We start from the raw sequence: 17,481 nt of genomic DNA on the forward strand, positions 1-17,481 counted from the left end.
GTTGGGCGGTTTCTGCACGTCGCGCGGCGCCGGGAAATCCAAATCCGGCTGCCGCAGTCAAGTTATGTAGGGTCTCAAATCCGAGGAGCACCTGATGGGCCAGCGGCCGATTGTTGAGTGGTGGGATGAGCTGGATGAGGTCACGAAGAAGTGGCTCGTTGATAATCCCGGCTGCGTAGTTCTTCCGCGGACGGTGGCAAACGTGGTTCACCAGGTCTCGGGGGGCAGCGTCGCCCAGGACCAGCACGGCGAACACCTGCTGTCAGATGCGGAGCAGTCCTTTATCCGGGCGAAGTGCAAGGCTGCCGCGGGGTCTGCCCGTAAGCATTGGTAGGTCCGCAGGACCTTCTCCGCCGGCTATTCCGCTTCGAAGCCGAGGCGGTCGCGGACAAGCTTCGCCACGACGGCGGCGTGCTGATCCTTGTCTGCGCGGGTCCCTGATTTCAGCATCGCCAGATATGCGACGTATGCCGCAGTCCGGGTGTCATAGGCCGCGGCGCGCGTCTCGAATGCCAGCGCCAGGGTGGCATGGGCCTGCGCCAGCCTGATCTGCAGTTCGGCATCAACATCAGCGCCGGAGAGTGCTTGCTCTGCGGCGGAGAGAAGGGACTGTGCGACGTCGGCGTGCTCGTTCGCGGCGCGCTGGCCAAGGTCCGGCTGCATCGGCTCTGCCTCTCTTTGTTCAGCCCGCGACTGGCGGACGCGCGCTGTGGAGTAAAGCCTAAAACAGGTTGCCCACTTCTGTTACGCCTCCCGACCGTCCACCCGGGACAGCCCGTCCGCGATTTCTTCGACCGCGCCGACAAGCGCGGCCCAGCACTGCGGCCCGCCATGCCCTTCGTTCTCGATGACGGTGAGCCGGCTGCCGTCCCAGCGCTGATGAAGCATCCAGGGCGTGATGACCGGCCCACTTACGTCTTTCCGCCCGTGAATGAGGTAGCCGGGAACTCCGTTGAGTTGGTGGATTCTTTCCATGATGGTCTGTCCCTCCGGGAGGAAGGCGTCACGGGACCAGTAGTGGGTGACGAGGATGGCCATGGTCATCCGCTCGCGATCGTCGTCGAACATCGGGCCGGGTTGCCAGAGCGGATCCAGGGAGACGTGCGTCGATTCCCACCGGTCCCATGCCAGGGCTGCGGTTTCGGCGTCGTCCCGGTCAGTTCCCGCGAGGCGGCGGGCATACGCATCCACCACGCGCTCCCCCGGCCTGCACCTGGCGGACTTCGCGAACTCCGCCCATGCTTCCGGGAAGATCCGCCCCACGCCCTCGGTGATCCACTCAACCTCCTTGCGGCTCGTCGTTCCCACCGCCATCAGGGCTAGCCCATGCACCCGGTCCCGGTGCTGCAGGGCATAGGCCAGGGCCAGCGTGCTCCCCCAGGACCCACCCGTGACGATCCACTTCGCAATTCCGAGGTGCCGGCGAACGGCCTCGATGTCCTCGATCAGGGCCTGGGTGGTGTTGGCCGGCAGGGAGGGCAGATCGTCCTGGACAGCCGGTTTGCTTCTCCCACAGCCGCGCTGGTCCAGCCCGATGGTCCAGAATTTCGAAGCATCGTGGCGGGTCTTGTATCGGGGACCCAGGCCAACACCAGGGCCGCCGTGGAGGTAGAGGACGGGGACCCCGGCCGGGTTGCCCGATGCCTCCCAATAGATTTCTGACCCGTCGACGTTTACCAGCCCCGCACTCTCGCCCGTCATTCAACAAACGCTACGGGACGGGCCCCAGCAGGGGTAGGGTCGCCGTCGGGATCCCTGCAGTCCCGGCGGCGGTCATGCCAGCGCTGAGGTAAGGTCCACGTTGACCAAAACGACGTAGACTGCGGTGCCGACGCCGACGCTCAGGAGAGTGCGGCGCCCGGCCAGGAGGTGGGTGGCGGCGGTAACAGCCACAGCCAGACATGCCACAGCCGCCGTGTCCGGATCAGCCAGGATGGCGCCGCGCAGGGTTGAGGCGGCCAGGATGCCGAGGATGCCCACGGGCATCCACACAGCCAGCGCCTTCACCAGGGCGGACTGCCGGAGCGTCTTGAGTGCAGCAAACGGTAGCGCGCGCAGGCCGAGCGTGATGGCGAACACGACGCCACAGACGGCAAGGATGTAGCCGGTATCAGGCATCGGTGGTGCCCCTTCGATCATGGCCGGGCCGGAGGACGAAGCGGGCCAGCAGGAGGATCAGAAACAGTGCCAGTGCCGCGAAAAGGGCTTGGGACGGCAGGAGAACCGCGGCGACAGCGAAGCTCAGTCCTGCCAGCAGGAACGACGGAAGGTGCTGGCGTGTGCGTGCGGCGTCGAGCGTGAGCGTGACGAACAGTGCACACAGTGCGAAGTCGAGCCCTTTAACTGGCCCGGGCATCAGCGATCCGACCAGTACTCCGGTGAGGCCGCCCCCGAGCCAGTAGCAGTGGAACGCGGCCTGCATGCTGACCAGCCGCCAGGGTGTCCAAGTGTCGCTGGAGGCGGCCGTGACCGCGTAGGCCTCGTCGATCAGCGCATACACGGAGTAGGCCTTCGCGAACGGGCTCTGCACCACATGAAGGGGGAAGGAGAACGAATAAAACACGTGGCGGAAGTTCACCATGAACGTGGTCAGGGCGATGGTTGCCAGCGGTGTGGCCGCGACGATCATGCCGACGAGCAGCAGTTCAAGGGACCCGGCGAAGCCCGCAACCGACAACGCGGGCGCCACCCACCACGGCAGGCCAGCCTGAACAACCAGCAAGCCGAACGCGATGCCCAACGGATACATGCCCAACCCTGCTGCGAAGGAGTCCCGCAAACCCCGGGCGGTCTCACGCCGCGGGGAGTTCGGGGCGGTGTCCGCGGGGACGATTTGTGTCGCATGTGCCATGACCCAATCGTTTCAGTTTTGGCCTGGCACGCGATTGCCAATATTGCAGTTTTGACGCGCTTAAGAGCAACATATTGATATGGATAAGCTCGATGCAGCAATAATCGAAGTGCTGGAGCACGACGGGCGGATCTCCAATACGGACCTGGCCGCCGCTGTGGGGCTCACACCGGGACCCTGCCTGCGCCGGGTCCAGCGGCTGGAATCCACCGGCGTCATCCGCGGATACCGCGCGGAGATCGACCCGAAGGCGGTGGGCCGCGCCTTCGAGGTGATTCTCGACGTCGAGCTCACCAACTTCGACCGGAAGAGCGTGGAGCGCTTCGAGAACACCATGGCCGCCTTCGATGAGGTCACCGAAATGCACCGCCTCTTTGGCTCGCCGGACTACTTTGTGCGCGTCAAAGTCGCCGACCTTCCGGCCTACGAAGCCTTCCTCAGCGACCGCGTTATGACCATCCCGGGCATCCAGAAAGTCAGTTCCCGGTTCACCATGAAAACCATCAAGGGCTGAATCCGCAGCTCCGGAAAAAGGCCACGTAGGCTGGAGCCCGATCGTTTACCCCCTTGCCCGAGAGGAACAACATGGCCCACGCTGAAAACGAAGTCACCATCAACAGACCCGCGTCGGAGGTGTACGCATTCCTGGCGGACGGCCTGAACAATCCAAGATGGCGCTCCGGAGTGCAGGGCATCGCTCTCAAGGAAGGCTCCGCCGGAGAGCTGGGGGCCATCTACAGCCAAACGCTGACCGGGCCGAAAGGCCGGCCCATCCAGGGCGACTACAGAATCACCGATGCTGGGCCAGGAAAGCTTCTGGGCTTTCAGGTGGTGGCAGGTCCGGCACGCCCGACCGGCAGTTACACGCTGACCGAGGAGGGCAACAGCACCCGCGTCCGTTTCAGCCTGGACCTCAAGCTTCCGCTCCTCATGCGCGTTTTCGACTCCCTGGTGACCAAAACCATGGAATCTGAGGTAGCCCAGCTGACGAAGCTCAAGGAAGTCATCGAGGCCGGCTAGGTCAATATAGCTAAGCCCGAGCGGCCCGGGCGATCAGGACTACAGCCGGACGTGGCGGAACAGCGCGGCGGTGCCCATGCCGCCGGCGATGCTGATCATGGCCAGGGCGAGCTTTCCCCGGGCAGTGCGCGCAGGTTCCCGCCTGGCCTGTGCCAGGAGCCGGGTGACCAGCACCGCGCCGGATGCGCCGTAAGCATGGCCCAGGGCCAGGGCGCCGCCGTCGGCGTTGGCACGGGCCGCGTCGATCCCCAGATGGTCCAGGCATGCAAGGGTCTGGGAGGCGAACGCCTCATTGAATTCCACGAAATCCACGTCCCCGGCAGCCACGGAATGCGCCGCCAGCAGCTTGGACGCAGCCGCCGCGGCACCGATGCCCAGGAGCTGCGGCGCCACGCCGGCGGTCCCCGTGCCGAGGACGGCCAGGCCGTCGCCAGCACCCAGTTCCCGCGCCCTGGTCAGGGACGTAATAACGACGGCGGCTGCCCCGTCCGCGTCGAAGCATGAGTTTCCGGCGGTGACAGTCCCGGACTCCACGAACGCCGCGGGGAACCGCGCCATCAGGGCCTCGCCGAGTTTGGGGCGGGGACCGTCGTCGGACGTCACTGTCGCCTGCACCGCCCCGGGTGCCGCGGGCAGCTCGACCGTTTCCCTGCCAAAGGTCCCGCTGCCCTGCGCAGCCACGGCCCTGCGGTGGCTGCGCAGGGCGAACTCGTCCTGCCGGTCCCGGCTGATGCCGTACTCCCGCGCAACGTTCTCGGCGGCGACACCCATGTCCGGATCTCCATGGGTGTGCGGCGCGAACTGGGCGCGGCTGAAAAAGGCGGGTTCGCCGTCGTCGTTCCGGTGCGCGCGCAGCGGCGCAGTACTGATGCTCTCGACCCCGCCGGCGAGGTAGGTGCCGCCGCCGGCGGCGACGAGCCGCGAGGCGAGGACAATGGCGTCCAGGCCGGAGCCGCACTGCCGGTCCACAGTGAGCCCGGGAACCGTGACCGGCAGGCCCGCTTCCAGTGCCGCCAGCCGCGCGACGTTGCCGCCCGCACCCACGGCATTGCCGATGACGACGTCCGCCACCTCGGCCGCCTTCGCACCCGATTCGTGGAGTAAGGCCGCGAAGACCGGTGCCAGCAGTTCGTGGGAGCGCAGGTGCTTCAGCGCACCGTTCGCCCGGCAGATGGGCGTGCGCAGCGCGGCGATGATCACCGGCTGGCGCTCGTCGGGCAGCACCAGGTCCCCGCTGCCGGCCACAGCGCTGCCGGACCCCGAGCTAGACAAGGTGCCGGACCCGGCTGTCGCGGGCCGCGATCCAGTCGAGGAGCAGGCGCCGGCTGACCTTTCCGCGGTCCGTCACCGGGAGCTCATCGAGCGCGAAGTACTGCAGCGGCCGCTTGTCCTTGGCGAGGACGTCCTCCAGGCCGGTCTTTAGCTGGGTGGCCGTGACCCCGCCGTGGGAAGGAACGATGCCGGCCACCACGCGCTGGCCCCTGAGGTCATCATCCATGCCCGCGGCAATCGCCGAGGCAACCCCGGGGACGGACGACAGCGCCAGCTCCACCTCGTGCGGATAGACGTTCTTGCCTGCGGTGATGATCATGTCGGCGCGCCGGCCGAGGATGTGCAGGACGCCGTCGGCCAGGTAGCCCTGGTCCCCCACGGTGAACCAGCCGTCGAAGCAGCGCAGCGCCTGCCCGTCGTCGCCCCAGAGGTAGCCGTTGCTCACCATGCCGCTTTTGACGCTGATGTTGCCTGCGGTGCCGTCCGGAAGTTCCGCGCCGGAATCGTCCAGGATCCTCACTTCCACGCCGGGGAACGGCCTGCCGATCGCGGTGCTTCCGGCGGCGGAGGGCTCGCCTGCGGCCAGGCCGGCGCCGGAGACGAAGCTCAGCTCGGACGCGCCGTAGTACTCGAAGATCGTGGCATGCGGTGCCCAGCGGCGGGCGGCCTCCAGCGTGCGCGCATCGAGCTTCGAGCCCGCGCAGATGATGGTCCGGATGCCGGAGGCATCCACGCAGCCCAGCAGCCCGCGTTCGCTGAGCAGCCGCAGCATGGTGGGCACCAGCACCAGCCGGGTGATGCCGTCGTGCGCGATGGCGGCGTGGACGTCGCCGACGTCGAACGTCTCCAGCGTGTGGAACTCCGAACCGGCGTAGAGGCACTCGGCCAGGGCGTACAGGTTGAGGCTGGCGGCCAGCGGTCCGGGCGCCAGGGTCCTGTCGTCCTGGGTGAGTCCGAAGAACTCCATGGACGCGTCGAAGGACTGCTGCCAGGAACGGCGCGAGCGGGTAAACGCCTTGGGCACGGAGGTGGTGCCCGAGGTCAGGCCGATGAGGAACGAGGCCTCAGGGTCCCCGTCTGCCAACTCAATGCCGGCGCCACCGGGCACCGGGTCAACGCGGCCGCCCAGCCGCTGGACGATCTCGTCCTGCAGCGCTTCGGGCCAGGTAGGGTCCAGGACCGCGCACTCGCGGTTACCAGCGACGGCGGCAGCGAAGTCAACCGCGAACCGGGTGGAGTTAGGCTGGGCGAGCACCGTGACGGGCGCCATGCCGCGGTTTGCCGCATCTTGCGCAGCGTCGCGCAGTTCTGCCCAGCTGAGCCGTCTTCCGGCGACGACGACGGCGGTGTCGTCGGGGCGTTCATCGGCCCAACGCTGAAGGTTGTTGAGAAAAGGCATCGGACCAACTTTACCGGCCTGAACCCGCCACTGGCGTGCGGCGGCGGCTATTGTGACAACATGAGCTTCAATGACGGGGTCGAACTGGACCCATCCCAGGTGGAAGACCGCCGCGGCAGCGGAATTGGCCGCGGCACCAAGATCGGCGGAGGCATCGGGGGCGGCGTTGTGTTGCTCCTGGCGGCCCTGTTCGGCATCAACCCGCAGCTGCTGGAGGGGCTCGTCGGCACAGGCCAGGAACAGCCTGCCCAGAGCACGGGAACGCCCCTCACCCAGTGCAAGCTCGGCAGCGACGCAGACAGGGACCTCGACTGCCGGATTGCCGGAACGGTGAACAGCCTCAACGCGTTTTGGCCGGCATATCTTGCCGACTACAGCGTGAAGTACCCGCGGCCGAAGGCTGTGCTGTTCGAAGGCGCCACCCGCACCGGCTGCGGCACGGCCTCATCAGAGGTGGGTCCGTTCTACTGCCCGGCGGACACCACGGCCTACTTCGATCCCGGGTTCTTCCAGGACCTCGTGACCCGCTTCGGTTCATCGGGCGGCCCGCTGGCCCAGGAGTATGTGGTGGCCCATGAGTTCGGCCACCATGTGCAGAACGTGCTCGGCGATCTGGACGAGGCGCAGAAGGATCCGCAGGGTGCGGAGTCCGGCGCCGTCCGCGTGGAATTGCAGGCGGACTGCTATGCCGGCCTTTGGACCCGCTACGCCACCACCCAGAAGGACCCGAAGACGGGCAAGCCCTTCCTTGAACCGCTCAAGCAGCAGGACCTGAACGATGCGCTTTCGGCCGCCTCAGCCGTCGGCGATGACCGGATCCAGAAGGCCGCCACAGGACGCGTCTCGCCCGAGGGCTGGACGCACGGGTCCAGCGCCCAGCGGCAGAAGTGGTTCTACCAGGGCTACAGGACCGGTGACATCAACCAGTGCGACACGTTCAGCGCCACGACGCTGTAAATCCCCCTCGATTGCTCCGTAGACGCCCTTTTGACTGATGAAAAGGGCACCTTTGGAGCAGTCGATGGTGGGAACGACGACGGCCGGTCACCTTCGCTGGGAAGGTGACCGGCCGTCGTCGTACTTGTGTGTCAGATGTTGAAGCCGAGGGCCCGCATCTGGTCCTTGCCGTCGTCGGTGATCCGCTCCGGACCCCATGGCGGCATCCATACCCAGTTCAGGCGCCACTCGTCCACGACGCCGTCAAGCGCTTTGCCCACCTGCTCCTCGAGCACGTCGGTCAGCGGACAGGCGGCGGTGGTGAGGGTCATGTCGATCAGCAGGGCGCCGTCTTCATCCGAGTACCGCAGGCCGTAGAGCAGGCCCAGGTCCACGACGTTGACCCCGAGTTCGGGGTCGATGACGTCCTTGAGCGCCTCTTCGACATCCTCCAGGGCGGTGCGCCCTGCGTCGATTTCGGTCATGGTCAGTCAGTCCTAACTAGGCCTGGACCGCAGCCGCCGTGGCGGTTCCGGCAGCACCGGCGTAGCGGTCGTAACCTTCTTCTTCCAGACGGTCGGCGAGTTCCGGGCCGCCCTCTTCCACAACCTGGCCGTTCACGAAGACGTGGACGAAGTCAGGCTTGATGTAGCGCAGGATCCGAGTGTAGTGCGTGATGAGCAGCGTGCCCATGTTGCCGGTGGCGTGTGCGCGGTTGACGCCTTCGGAGACCACCTTGAGGGCGTCAACGTCGAGGCCGGAGTCGGTCTCGTCCAGGACGGCGAACTTCGGCTTGAAGAGTTCCAGCTGCAGGATCTCCACGCGCTTCTTCTCACCGCCGGAGAAGCCTTCGTTGACGTTGCGCTGGGCGAAGTCGGCGTCGATGCGCAGCTGCTGCATCGCGGCCTTGACGTCCTTGGTCCAGGTGCGCAGGGCCGGGGCTTCGCCGTCGATGGCGGTCTTGGCGGTCCGCAGGAAGTTGGTCATGGTGACGCCGGGAACCTCCACCGGGTACTGCATGGCGAGGAAGACGCCGGCGCGGGCGCGCTCGTCAACGCTCATGGCCAGCACGTCTTCGCCGTCCAGCGTGATGGAACCGCCGGTGACGTTGTAGCGCGGGTGGCCGGCGATGGTGGAGGCCAGGGTGGACTTGCCGGAGCCGTTGGGGCCCATGATGGCGTGGGTCTCACCGGTGCGGATGGTCAGGCTGACGCCCTTCAGGATTTCCTTGGTGCCCTGCTCGGTGTCGATGCTGACGTGCAGGTCCTTGATCTCAAGAGTAGACATGTGTCTTGTTCTCCTCTGCACCGTGCCGTTCTGTCGGCGGTGCGGTCTCTGGTCTGGAAGTTGTTAGGTTCTGGGACAGGCCCGGCTGGCTTCTGCGGCCGTTGCCGGATCAGTTGAAGTTCGGCGTTTCGGCGCCGTTCAGGACGTTGGTGAAGTCCACGTAGACGTCGTCCCCGTGGATCTCCACCGCGAACACCGGAACGGGGTCGTAGGCCGGCAGCTGCAGGGGTTCGCCGGTGCGCAAATCGAACTGGGAGCCGTGCCCCCAGCACTCGATGGTGCAGCCTTCCACGTCGCCCTCGGAGAGCGAGATGTCGGCGTGCGAGCACGTGTCACCGATTGCGTGGATTTCTCCCATGGAGTCCTTGACGATCGCGACGGGGTAGTCGTCGATCAGGATCCGCAGGGCCTGCTTGAGCTGGATCTCGTGTGCCTTGCAGACGAGTTCGCCCTTGGGCTGTTCAGTCATCCGTTGTCCTGTGCTGTAGTTCCGGCCGGTTGGGCCGGGCCTGTTTCCGTACGGTCAGTTCTCGTTGGCGGCGAGCTCGCGCTCGACTTCCTCGGTCAGGCGCTCTTCGAGGGCCGGAACCTTGATCTGCTGGATGATCTCGTTGAGGAAGCCGCGCACCACGAGCCGGCGGGCCACGTCTTCGGGAATGCCGCGGGCCATCAGGTAGAACAGGTGCTCGTCGTCAAAGCGTCCCGTGGAGCTGGCGTGGCCGGCACCCTCGATGAGGCCCGTCTCGATTTCGAGGTTGGGCACGGAGTCTGCCCGGCAGCCGTCGGTGAGCACCAGGTTCTGGTTCTTCTCGTACGAGTCGGTTCCCAGCGCCTGCTTCTGGATCAGGACGTCGCCAACCCAGACGGTGTGCGCGTTCTTGCCCTGCAGGGCGCCCTTGTAGAGCACGTTGGACTTGCAGTTGGCCACGTTGTGGTCAACGAAGGACCGGTGCTCCAGGTGCTGGCCGGCGTCGGCGAAGTACAGGCCCAGCAGCTCGGCCTCGGCGCCCTCGCCGGAGAAGCGGACGTTGGAGTTCAGGCGCACCACGGAACCGCCGAGGGAAACGGCGATGTGCTTGTAGACGGCGTCCTTGCCCACCTGGGCGTCGTGCTGGCCCAGGTGGCGGGCGTCGTCTTCCCAGAGCTGCACGGAGATCACGGTCAGCTGCGCGCCCTCGCCAACAATCACTTCCAGGTTTCCGTTGTGGTCGGCGGCACCGGTGTGCTCCACGATGACCACGCTGCGGGAGTTGGCACCCGCCTCCAGCACGAAGTGTGCGTTGGAGCGGCGGCCTGCGCCCGCCCCGTTGACCAGGATGCGGACCGGCTCAGCCGGCTCTGCCTCGGCCGGGATGACCACGTGCAGGGCCTCATCCGTGTTGGCGGAGGCGACGACGGCGGCCCGGTCGGCCGGGGTCAGGACCGAGCCGCGCGGGGCGGCACCCTGTGCGAGGGTTCCGCGGACGTAGCCTTCGGGAGCTTCCACGGTGAACGCTGCAGCGTCGCCGTCCGTTGCGGCGTCGGACAGCAGGTTGGCCAGTCCGCGGACCGGGGTGAAGCGCCATTCCTCTTCGCGGCCCGTGGGCAGCGCGAAGTCGGCGACGTCGAAGCTCGTGAGCCGCTCGGCGCGCGAGGACATGACGGTGACGCCGTGGTTGTGGCTGTGGTCCACCTTCGCGGGGACCAGCGCCTCGCCTTCCTCCGTGAACCCGGCGATGGAAGGAGCTCCGATGCGGGCCTTTTCAGTAGTAATTTCGGCAGTCATTAACCGACGGATCCTTCCATCTGGAGTTCAATGAGGCGGTTCAGCTCGAGGGCGTATTCCATCGGCAGCTCGCGGGCGATCGGCTCGATGAAGCCGCGCACGATCATGGCCATGGCTTCGTCTTCGCGCATGCCGCGGGACATGAGGTAGAAGAGCTGCTCTTCGGAAACGCGCGAGACGGTGGCCTCGTGCCCCAGCTGCACATCATCCTCGCGGATGTCGATGTACGGGTAGGTGTCCGAGCGGCTGATGGTGTCCACCAGCAGAGCGTCACAGCGGACCGTGTTCGCCGAGTGCTTGGCACCCTCGCGGACCTGGACCAGGCCGCGGTAGGCCGCGCGTCCGCCGCCACGGGCAACGGACTTGGAGATGATGGAGCTCTTGGTGTTCGGCGCGATGTGCACCATCTTGGAACCGGTGTCCTGGTGCTGGCCTTCGCCGGCGAACGCGATGGACAGGGTCTCGCCCTTGGCGTGCTCACCCGTGAGGTAAACGGCCGGGTACTTCATGGTGACCTTGGAGCCGATGTTGCCATCGATCCACTCCATGGTGCCGCCCTCTTCGCAGATGGCGCGCTTGGTCACGAGGTTGTACACGTTGTTGGACCAGTTCTGGATGGTGGTGTAGCGGACGCGGGCGCCCTTCTTGACCACGATCTCGACGACGGCGGAGTGCAGCGAGTCCGAGGTGTAGATCGGCGCGGTGCAGCCTTCGATGTAGTGGACGTAGGAGTCCTCGTCGGCGATGATCAGCGTGCGCTCGAACTGGCCCATGTTTTCCGTGTTGATGCGGAAGTAGGCCTGCAGCGGGATGTCGACGTGCACGCCCTTGGGCACGTACACGAAGGAACCGCCGGACCATACGGCCGTGTTCAGCGAGGCGAACTTGTTGTCGCCCACCGGAATGATGGTGCCGAAGTACTCCTGGAAGATCTCCGGGTGCTCGCGCAGCGCGGTGTCGGTGTCAAGGAAGATGACACCCTGGCTCTCGAGGTCCTCGCGGATCTGGTGGTAGACAACCTCGGACTCGTACTGGGCGGCGACGCCGGCCACGAGGCGGGCACGCTCGGCTTCCGGGATGCCCAGCTTCTCGTACGTGTTGCGGATGTCCTCGGGCAGGTCCTCCCAGGAAGCGGCCTGCTTCTCGGTGGAACGCACGAAGTACTTGATGTTGTCGAAGTCGATGCCCGACAGGTCCGCGCCCCAGGTGGGCATGGGCTTGCGGTCGAAGTACTTCAGACCCTTCAGGCGGAGGTCGAGCATCCATTCCGGCTCGTTCTTCTTGGCCGAGATGTCGCGGACCACGTCCTCGTCGAGGCCGCGGCGGGCGTTAGCGCCGACGTCGTTCTTGTCGGCCCAGCCGTACTCATAGTTGCCGATGCCGTGCAGCTCGGGATTCTTTTCCAGAATCTCAGCGATAACACCAGGCTCGGCAACCTTCTTCTCTGATAGTTGGTCCGTCATCACGGCCTTTCTTGCAGATGGTTGGATACTTCGTCCAGGGTGTCCGGCGTGTCACCGGCGGCCGAAGCCACCGTCAGGGCCGGACGGCCTGTGGGTATGTGGGTGGTGCAGACGTGTCCCCCGCGGGCGAGCGTGGAAAGCCTGCGGACATCGACACCGACGAGGCGCGAAAACATTTCTGTTTCCGCGTCGCAGAACACGGGAAACTGGGTGGCCAGCTGCTGGATAGGGCAGTGCCCCTGGCACAGCTGGACGCTGGACAGCGCCGCGGGCAGCGGAGCCTTCGCTTCAATGGTGGCCGTGGACGCGACGAAGCCGTCCCGCGACAGGGCGGCGGACAGTGCCTGGGCACGGGCGGTGATGTCGGTTCCGGCCGCCTCTACCTCGGGGGCGTAGCGGCGCTCCATCTCCGCAAAACGCTCGACGGCGAACCGGCGGACGGCTTCGTCCCCCGCCACCGCGCCGAGCTGCTTGAGCGCCAGCGTGGCAATGTTCAGGTAGTCATCGCCCAGTGAGGACTGGCCCTGGGAGCTGAGGACGTAGCGGCGGGCGGGTCGGCCGGCTCCGGCGCCTGCCCGGGCAACACGCTTGACCTCGATCACGCCTGCACGGGAGAGGTGGTCCAGGTGGCGGCGGACGGCGGCCGGAGTGAACCCGAGCAGGTCGCCCAGTTCCGCGGCGCTGACCGGCCCGTGTTCCAGGACGGCGCTGAGGACGCGGTCGCGCGTGCGCTCATCCGAGTCGGCTGCGGCCGGCACCGACGCCAGGGCAGCACGTTTTCCACCGCGCAGCGCACCGGTAGGCGCGCCCTGCCCGGCCAAAGGCGCGGAAGTGGTGCTGGTCATGGAATACACAACACAATAATGTCGTAATTTATTGCGGCCTTCCAGTAAGGCAAGGCTGACCTGAGCCCGGCACCCCGGCTCGAGCGTGAGAGTACTACTTCCCGTAGAATACTGGGGTGCGATCCCCCAAATCCCCCGTCCTGACCATCGACGGGCTCATCAAGGACGTCGGTCCGCTCCCCGCCCTCGATGGCAAGATGCTCAGGGTGGTGAGCGACGTCTCACTCGTCGCCGGCCGCGGTGAAGTCACGGCGCTGCTTGGAGCCAACGGTGCCGGCAAGACTACCACCATCGAATGCGCGCAGGGGCTGCAGAAGCGGACGGGCGGATCCATTACGCTGCTCGGTGCCGACCCCGGCACTGCCAGCGCGGAACTGCGCGCCCGCGTCGGCGTCATGCTCCAGGACGGCGGCCTCCCGCCGTCGGCCCGTCCCATTCCCCTGCTCCGGCACATTGCCGGCATGTACCGCAATCCCAGGCCCCTGGACGAACTGGTGCAGCGGCTGGGCATCGACACTTTCAGCGGGACCAACGTCCGCCGGCTGTCCGGCGGGCAGAAGCAGCGGCTGGCCCTCGCCGCTGCGCTGATCGGCAATCCGGAGGTCCTGTTCCTGGATGAGCCGAGCGCCGGGCTGGACCCGCAGTCCCGGCAGTTGGTGTTCGACCTGATCGGGGAACTCCGGGACAGCGGCATGGGGATCGTGCTCACCACCCACCTCATGGATGACGCGCAGCGGCTGGCCGACTACGTGTACATCATCGACGCCGGCAGGAACGTTGCGGAGGGCACCGTTGCCCAGCTGCTGCAGCACAGGATGCCGGAAACGCCGCACAAGGACCACATCCGGACGCTGCACTTCGAAGCCCTGCCGGGACTGGATTTCACCGGCGTCCTGCCTGCCGAGGTCGAGGTCCGCGAGACGCGTTCCGGCAGCTACACCGCCACGGGCGCGCTGACCCCGGAGGACCTTGCCGCGCTGGCCGCATGGTGGGCGCAGCACGGCATCATGCCGGGCTCCCTGAGCATGGAGGCCCGGAGCCTCGAAGATGTATTCCTTGACATTTCCGGAAGGGAAATCCGATGACGACAGCCACGGGCAGCACCCCCGCTCCCCTGCTCCGCCGGATCCTGCTGCAGGGCAAATACGAGGCAGCGACCATGCTCCGGAACGGCGAGCAGCTCATCCTGGCCGTTGTCCTGCCGCTCCTTGCCCTGGTCGGGCTGACGGTTACTCCGCTGCTGGACGGCATCGGGGACAGCCGGATCAACGTTGCCGTTCCGGGCATCCTCGCGCTCTGCGCCATGTCCACGGCGTTCACGGGCCAGGGCATCGCGACGGGCTTTGACCGGCGGTACGGCGTGCTGCGGTTCCTGTCCACGACGCCGCTGGGCCGGACCGGCCTCATCGCCGGAAAGATCCTGGCGGTGCTGGCTGTCCTGGTAATCCAGGTGGTCATCGTCGCCGCCGTCGCCTTCCCGCTCGGCTGGCGGCCGGATCCGCTGGGCGTGGTTCTCGGCCTGGGCCTGCTTGTCCTGGGCGCGGCGGCGTTCACGGCCCTGGGCCTGCTGGTGGCCGGCACCGTCCGGCCCGAGGCCACACTGGCCATCACCAACCTGCTATGGATCCTGCTGGGTGCCCTCGGCGGCATCGTGATCCCCATGCAGCGGCTGCCGGCACTCGCCCAGAGCACTGTCCACCTGCTGCCGTCCGGGGCCCTTGGTGAAGGGTTGCGGGACGCGTTCCTGCACGGCGCCGTGAACGGCAATGCTGTCCTTGTCCTGCTGATGTGGACGGTCCTCGCCGGCGCAGCAGCCATCCGCTGGTTCAAATGGAATTGAGAATAAAGTGAGCACGGCTTCACGCCTCCCCCAGTTCGTCGGCCGCCTGGCATCCAAGCTGCCCGTCACCGTCGATTCGACAGTCCGCCGCCTCGCTGTGCTGTCCCTCATCGGGCAGACGGTCCTGGTGGTGACCGGCGGCGCTGTCCGGCTGACCGCCTCCGGTCTGGGCTGCCCGACGTGGCCCCGCTGCACGAACGAGTCCCTCGTGAACACCCCGGAAATGGGCATCCACGGGTTCATCGAGTTCGGCAACCGCCTGCTGACGTTCGCCCTCGCCGCCGTCGCCGCACTCATGCTCGTGTACCTGTGGAACCTGCGCAAGGAGCGCAAGGACCTCTTCCTGCTGGCGCTGGGCCTGCTGGCGAGTATCCCGGCGCAGGCCATCATTGGCGGCATCACCGTGCTGACGCAGCTGAACCCGTGGGTGGTGGGCCTGCATTTCCTGGTCTCGATGGCCCTGGTGGTCTTCGCCACGCTGCTGGTCAACCGGGCCTACGGGAGGACAGGCAGGTTCCGGACCCACTCCCTGGCCGCGCTGCCGGGCACCCTGCGCCCGGTGATGACCGCCGTCGCGCTTTTCTCCGCCGTGGCCGTGATGCTGGGCGTCGTGGTGACCGGAGCCGGACCGCACGCCGGCGATGCCGACGCGCCGCGCAACAACCTCGACTGGGACCTCTTCTCGCACATCCATGCCGTGCCCGCGTACCTCGTCACTGCCGGCACGCTGGTCGCCGTGTACTTCGTGTTCCGGCGCGGAATTGCGGGGATCTTCCGGACGGCTGTGCTGATGCTCCTCGGCGTCACCGTGCTCCAGGCCGCCATCGGCTTCACGCAGTACTACAACGGCATTCCGGCGCTCCTCGTCGGGGCGCACATGCTGGGCGCGGCCCTGCTGATGAGTGCGGCAACCAACGCAGCCGACATCGCCCGCTCCAGCCCCGTCAGCTAGCCTTCACGCCCGCTCATTCCCTGCCGCTTCTTCCCCGACGCTCTATCACTTCCTGTCGCCTCTTTCCCGACGCTCTATCAGTTCCTCTCGGGGTCTTTTCAACGCTCTATCAGTTCCGCGTCCCCAGGTCCTGCGGGAATTCTCGAGACGTTTGATCACTGTCGCCGCCATGAGTGGCGGGCTCTCTCCCGCAAAGAGACCGCACGACGTCGTTGGCGCTGGGCGACCGGCGATGGTGTTTGTCCACGTTCTGCGGTCCGAACCGCCAGCCAGCTTCGGGGAGGGTGCCTCGATCTGAACTGGTCCCATGATGCTCCACACGGTCTACGAGCGCTTACCGTTGCAGGAGTTGGCGGTCCTGGACAGGCCGCGTCGTGCATTTCCTCTGGCGCCAGGCAGCACCGCGCGGCGCGCCTTGGTGGACCCACGGCATTCAGACACTTCGTATGCGACGAGTAATGCTCCCTGACATTGGTCAGGGAGCATTACTGTCTTCAGTGCAGGATCTGATGGGGCGGCGGGGGAAAAGCCTGCAGGATCTGATGGGGCGTTGGGGGAAAGCCTGCAGGATCTGATGGGGCGTTGGGGGAAAGCCTGCAGGATCTGATGGGGCGTCGGGGGAAAGCCTGCAGGATCTGATGGGGCGTTGGGGGAAAGCCTGCAGGATGTGAGGACGCGTTTTAGCCCATGATCGGCGTGCCGACGAACGGGTCGACGGCCAGCGCGATGAAGAGCAGCGTCAGGTAGCTGATGGAGCCGTGGAAGACCTTCATCGCGCCCTTGTCCGAAAGGTCGCCGCCCTGCGCCCGGTTGTACAGGGCGTGGGACTCGTAGAGGAACCAGGCGCCGGCCAGCACGGCCACCGAGGTGTAGACCCAGCCCGCGCTGCCCGCGGGGATCATCAGCAACGAGCACGCGACCATGGCCCAGGCGTACAGAACCACCTGCACGGAAACGACCCTGGCGCCGGCGATGGCACCGAGCATCGGCACGTTGGCGTTGCGGTAGTCCTCGCCGTAGCGCATGGACAGCGGCCAGTAGTGCGGCGGGGTCCACAGGAAGATCACCATGAACAGCACGAGGGCCGGCCACTCGACAGTGTTGGTGACGGCGGACCACGCAATCAGCACTGGGAAGCAGCCCGCAGCGCCGCCCCAGACGATGTTCTGGGCAGTGCGCCGCTTGAGGATCATCGTGTAGATGACGACGTAGAAGACGATGGCACCGAGTCCAAGCCATGCGGAGAGCGGGTTGGCGCCGAACCATAGGATGGCTATGGCCGCCGCGCCCAGCAGCCACGCAAACACCAGCGCCTCGCGTGGCGTCACCTCACCGGTAACGAGGGGGCGGTTCTCCGTACGGTGCATCAGCTTGTCGATGTCACGGTCGATGTAGCAGTTGAATGCACCGGCGCTGCCGGCGGCAAAGGCGCCACCGACAAGGGTTGCCATGATGAGCCCCAGGGACGGGAAGCCGCGCTGCGCGTAGATCATGGTGGGCAGGGTGCTGACCAGCAGGAGTTCGATGACCCTGGGCTTGGTGAGTGCAAGGTACGCCTTCGCCTTGCGGGCTAGTCCGGCTCTTCCGTGGACCCGGGAAGAGGTCAGCGGCGTATCTGTTGTGCTCACGTGGCAGTCACTCTGTTTCTGTCTGGCTGTTCGTCTGACCAGTCCGTCTGGACGTATGGTCCGGACTGATCCCTCAACGGCGGTCGGCAGGGCTGTCATGTGGGCGCTTGAGCCCGCCCTGTCCGCCGGTGGCCTCCCGATATCATACCGCGGTCCCGCATGGATCGCTGGCATCGGCGTGTGACGGCAAATCACTGAAAATGATTCGTTCGAGCGTGCTTCG

At 66.4% G+C, this 17,481-nt stretch carries 20 protein-coding genes; 7 read left to right on the top strand and 13 right to left on the bottom strand.

Annotation, left to right across the window (positions count from 1 at the left end; translation table 11 throughout):
• The first annotated feature begins 94 nt into the window (after positions 1-94).
• Positions 95-334, top strand: coding sequence for a hypothetical protein (locus BWQ92_RS21700; protein WP_076803147.1), 240 nt, complete (start codon positions 95-97; stop codon positions 332-334).
• Positions 335-357: 23 nt separating this feature from the next.
• On the opposite strand, the gene BWQ92_RS21705 is transcribed toward BWQ92_RS21700, so the two are convergent.
• From BWQ92_RS21705 to BWQ92_RS21720, 4 genes are all read right to left on the bottom strand, one after another.
• Positions 358-663: a hypothetical protein gene (locus tag BWQ92_RS21705; RefSeq protein ID WP_076803148.1), complete on the bottom strand. Its 306-nt coding sequence runs from the start codon at positions 661-663 to the stop codon at positions 358-360.
• 81 nt (positions 664-744) lie between these two features.
• Positions 745-1,701, bottom strand: a complete 957-nt coding sequence (locus BWQ92_RS21710) for an alpha/beta fold hydrolase (RefSeq protein ID WP_076803150.1) — start codon at positions 1,699-1,701, stop codon at positions 745-747.
• Positions 1,702-1,773: 72 nt separating this feature from the next.
• A complete protein-coding gene (locus tag BWQ92_RS21715) occupies positions 1,774-2,118 on the bottom strand; it encodes a branched-chain amino acid transporter permease (protein ID WP_076803152.1) in 345 nt (114 codons plus the stop codon).
• Complete coding sequence (locus BWQ92_RS21720; protein ID WP_076803154.1) at positions 2,111-2,851, bottom strand: AzlC family ABC transporter permease; 741 nt, start codon at positions 2,849-2,851, stop codon at positions 2,111-2,113. Before BWQ92_RS21720 ends, BWQ92_RS21715 begins: the two co-directional genes overlap by 8 nt.
• Positions 2,852-2,930: 79 nt before the next feature.
• Here BWQ92_RS21720 and BWQ92_RS21725 point away from each other — a divergent pair, with 79 nt between their 5' ends.
• Positions 2,931-3,365: an Lrp/AsnC family transcriptional regulator gene (locus tag BWQ92_RS21725; RefSeq protein WP_076803156.1), complete on the top strand. Its 435-nt coding sequence runs from the start codon at positions 2,931-2,933 to the stop codon at positions 3,363-3,365.
• A 71-nt stretch (positions 3,366-3,436) separates the two neighbouring features.
• On the top strand, positions 3,437-3,871 hold the full coding sequence (locus BWQ92_RS21730; RefSeq protein WP_076803158.1) for an SRPBCC family protein: 435 nt from the start codon (positions 3,437-3,439) through the stop codon (positions 3,869-3,871).
• Positions 3,872-3,910: 39 nt separating this feature from the next.
• Here BWQ92_RS21730 and BWQ92_RS21735 read toward each other — a convergent pair whose 3' ends face one another.
• Both BWQ92_RS21735 and BWQ92_RS21740 read right to left on the bottom strand, forming a co-directional pair.
• Complete coding sequence (locus tag BWQ92_RS21735; RefSeq protein WP_236783026.1) at positions 3,911-5,143, bottom strand: thiolase family protein; 1,233 nt, start codon at positions 5,141-5,143, stop codon at positions 3,911-3,913.
• Complete coding sequence (locus tag BWQ92_RS21740; protein ID WP_076803162.1) at positions 5,136-6,542, bottom strand: class I adenylate-forming enzyme family protein; 1,407 nt, start codon at positions 6,540-6,542, stop codon at positions 5,136-5,138. Before BWQ92_RS21740 ends, BWQ92_RS21735 begins: the two co-directional genes overlap by 8 nt.
• A gap of 60 nt (positions 6,543-6,602) precedes the next feature.
• Here BWQ92_RS21740 and ypfJ point away from each other — a divergent pair, with 60 nt between their 5' ends.
• Positions 6,603-7,499 (top strand): KPN_02809 family neutral zinc metallopeptidase, encoded by an 897-nt coding sequence (gene ypfJ, locus BWQ92_RS21745; protein ID WP_076803164.1) that lies wholly within the window; start codon positions 6,603-6,605, stop codon positions 7,497-7,499.
• Between the two features lie 131 nt (positions 7,500-7,630).
• On the opposite strand, the gene BWQ92_RS21750 is transcribed toward ypfJ, so the two are convergent.
• From BWQ92_RS21750 to BWQ92_RS21775, 6 genes are all read right to left on the bottom strand, one after another.
• Positions 7,631-7,963 carry a metal-sulfur cluster assembly factor gene (locus BWQ92_RS21750; RefSeq protein ID WP_076803166.1) on the bottom strand — a complete coding sequence of 111 codons (333 nt, stop codon included), beginning with the start codon at positions 7,961-7,963 and terminating at the stop codon, positions 7,631-7,633.
• Between the two features lie 16 nt (positions 7,964-7,979).
• The gene (gene sufC, locus BWQ92_RS21755) at positions 7,980-8,765 is read right to left on the bottom strand and encodes a Fe-S cluster assembly ATPase SufC (protein WP_076803168.1); all 786 of its coding nucleotides are present in this window, start codon (positions 8,763-8,765) and stop codon (positions 7,980-7,982) included.
• A gap of 109 nt (positions 8,766-8,874) precedes the next feature.
• On the bottom strand, positions 8,875-9,234 hold the full coding sequence (locus BWQ92_RS21760) for a non-heme iron oxygenase ferredoxin subunit (protein ID WP_076803170.1): 360 nt from the start codon (positions 9,232-9,234) through the stop codon (positions 8,875-8,877).
• 54 nt (positions 9,235-9,288) lie between these two features.
• Positions 9,289-10,530, bottom strand: coding sequence for a Fe-S cluster assembly protein SufD (gene sufD / locus BWQ92_RS21765; protein ID WP_076803172.1), 1,242 nt, complete (start codon positions 10,528-10,530; stop codon positions 9,289-9,291).
• A complete protein-coding gene (sufB, locus tag BWQ92_RS21770; protein ID WP_076803174.1) occupies positions 10,530-11,993 on the bottom strand; it encodes a Fe-S cluster assembly protein SufB in 1,464 nt (487 codons plus the stop codon). The genes sufD and sufB overlap by 1 nt, the downstream gene beginning before the upstream one ends.
• Positions 11,993-12,847 carry a helix-turn-helix transcriptional regulator gene (locus tag BWQ92_RS21775; protein WP_157365235.1) on the bottom strand — a complete coding sequence of 285 codons (855 nt, stop codon included), beginning with the start codon at positions 12,845-12,847 and terminating at the stop codon, positions 11,993-11,995. The genes sufB and BWQ92_RS21775 overlap by 1 nt, the downstream gene beginning before the upstream one ends.
• Positions 12,848-12,954: 107 nt before the next feature.
• Here BWQ92_RS21775 and BWQ92_RS21780 point away from each other — a divergent pair, with 107 nt between their 5' ends.
• Genes BWQ92_RS21780 through BWQ92_RS21790 form a run of 3 tightly spaced genes read left to right on the top strand, consistent with a single transcriptional unit; the run spans position 12,955 to position 15,630 of the window.
• Positions 12,955-13,923 carry an ABC transporter ATP-binding protein gene (locus tag BWQ92_RS21780; protein WP_076803176.1) on the top strand — a complete coding sequence of 323 codons (969 nt, stop codon included), beginning with the start codon at positions 12,955-12,957 and terminating at the stop codon, positions 13,921-13,923.
• Complete coding sequence (locus BWQ92_RS21785; protein ID WP_076803178.1) at positions 13,920-14,678, top strand: ABC transporter permease; 759 nt, start codon at positions 13,920-13,922, stop codon at positions 14,676-14,678. Before BWQ92_RS21780 ends, BWQ92_RS21785 begins: the two co-directional genes overlap by 4 nt.
• 7 nt (positions 14,679-14,685) lie before the next feature.
• Positions 14,686-15,630 carry a COX15/CtaA family protein gene (locus BWQ92_RS21790; protein WP_076803180.1) on the top strand — a complete coding sequence of 315 codons (945 nt, stop codon included), beginning with the start codon at positions 14,686-14,688 and terminating at the stop codon, positions 15,628-15,630.
• A 680-nt stretch (positions 15,631-16,310) separates the two neighbouring features.
• Here BWQ92_RS21790 and BWQ92_RS21795 read toward each other — a convergent pair.
• Positions 16,311-17,258 (bottom strand): heme o synthase, encoded by a 948-nt coding sequence (locus tag BWQ92_RS21795; RefSeq protein WP_076803182.1) that lies wholly within the window; start codon positions 17,256-17,258, stop codon positions 16,311-16,313.
• Positions 17,259-17,481 lie beyond the last annotated feature (223 nt).

It is taken from the genome of Arthrobacter sp. QXT-31, from assembly GCF_001969265.1.
Lineage (GTDB): Bacteria > Actinomycetota > Actinomycetes > Actinomycetales > Micrococcaceae > Arthrobacter.

Excerpts from the sequence above, each read along its gene's own strand:
- BWQ92_RS21700 (WP_076803147.1), top strand. The coding sequence starts at position 95 with ATGGGCCAGCGGCCGATTGTTGAGTGGTGGGATGAGCTGGATGAGGTC.
- BWQ92_RS21705 (WP_076803148.1), bottom strand. The coding sequence starts at position 663 with ATGCAGCCGGACCTTGGCCAGCGCGCCGCGAACGAGCACGCCGACGTC.
- BWQ92_RS21710 (WP_076803150.1), bottom strand. The coding sequence starts at position 1,701 with ATGACGGGCGAGAGTGCGGGGCTGGTAAACGTCGACGGGTCAGAAATC.
- BWQ92_RS21715 (WP_076803152.1), bottom strand. The coding sequence starts at position 2,118 with ATGCCTGATACCGGCTACATCCTTGCCGTCTGTGGCGTCGTGTTCGCC.
- BWQ92_RS21720 (WP_076803154.1), bottom strand. The coding sequence starts at position 2,851 with ATGGCACATGCGACACAAATCGTCCCCGCGGACACCGCCCCGAACTCC.
- BWQ92_RS21725 (WP_076803156.1), top strand. The coding sequence starts at position 2,931 with ATGGATAAGCTCGATGCAGCAATAATCGAAGTGCTGGAGCACGACGGG.
- BWQ92_RS21730 (WP_076803158.1), top strand. The coding sequence starts at position 3,437 with ATGGCCCACGCTGAAAACGAAGTCACCATCAACAGACCCGCGTCGGAG.
- BWQ92_RS21740 (WP_076803162.1), bottom strand. The coding sequence starts at position 6,542 with ATGCCTTTTCTCAACAACCTTCAGCGTTGGGCCGATGAACGCCCCGAC.
- ypfJ (WP_076803164.1), top strand. The coding sequence starts at position 6,603 with ATGAGCTTCAATGACGGGGTCGAACTGGACCCATCCCAGGTGGAAGAC.
- BWQ92_RS21750 (WP_076803166.1), bottom strand. The coding sequence starts at position 7,963 with ATGACCGAAATCGACGCAGGGCGCACCGCCCTGGAGGATGTCGAAGAG.
- sufC (WP_076803168.1), bottom strand. The coding sequence starts at position 8,765 with ATGTCTACTCTTGAGATCAAGGACCTGCACGTCAGCATCGACACCGAG.
- BWQ92_RS21760 (WP_076803170.1), bottom strand. The coding sequence starts at position 9,234 with ATGACTGAACAGCCCAAGGGCGAACTCGTCTGCAAGGCACACGAGATC.
- sufD (WP_076803172.1), bottom strand. The coding sequence starts at position 10,530 with ATGACTGCCGAAATTACTACTGAAAAGGCCCGCATCGGAGCTCCTTCC.
- sufB (WP_076803174.1), bottom strand. The coding sequence starts at position 11,993 with ATGACGGACCAACTATCAGAGAAGAAGGTTGCCGAGCCTGGTGTTATC.
- BWQ92_RS21785 (WP_076803178.1), top strand. The coding sequence starts at position 13,920 with ATGACGACAGCCACGGGCAGCACCCCCGCTCCCCTGCTCCGCCGGATC.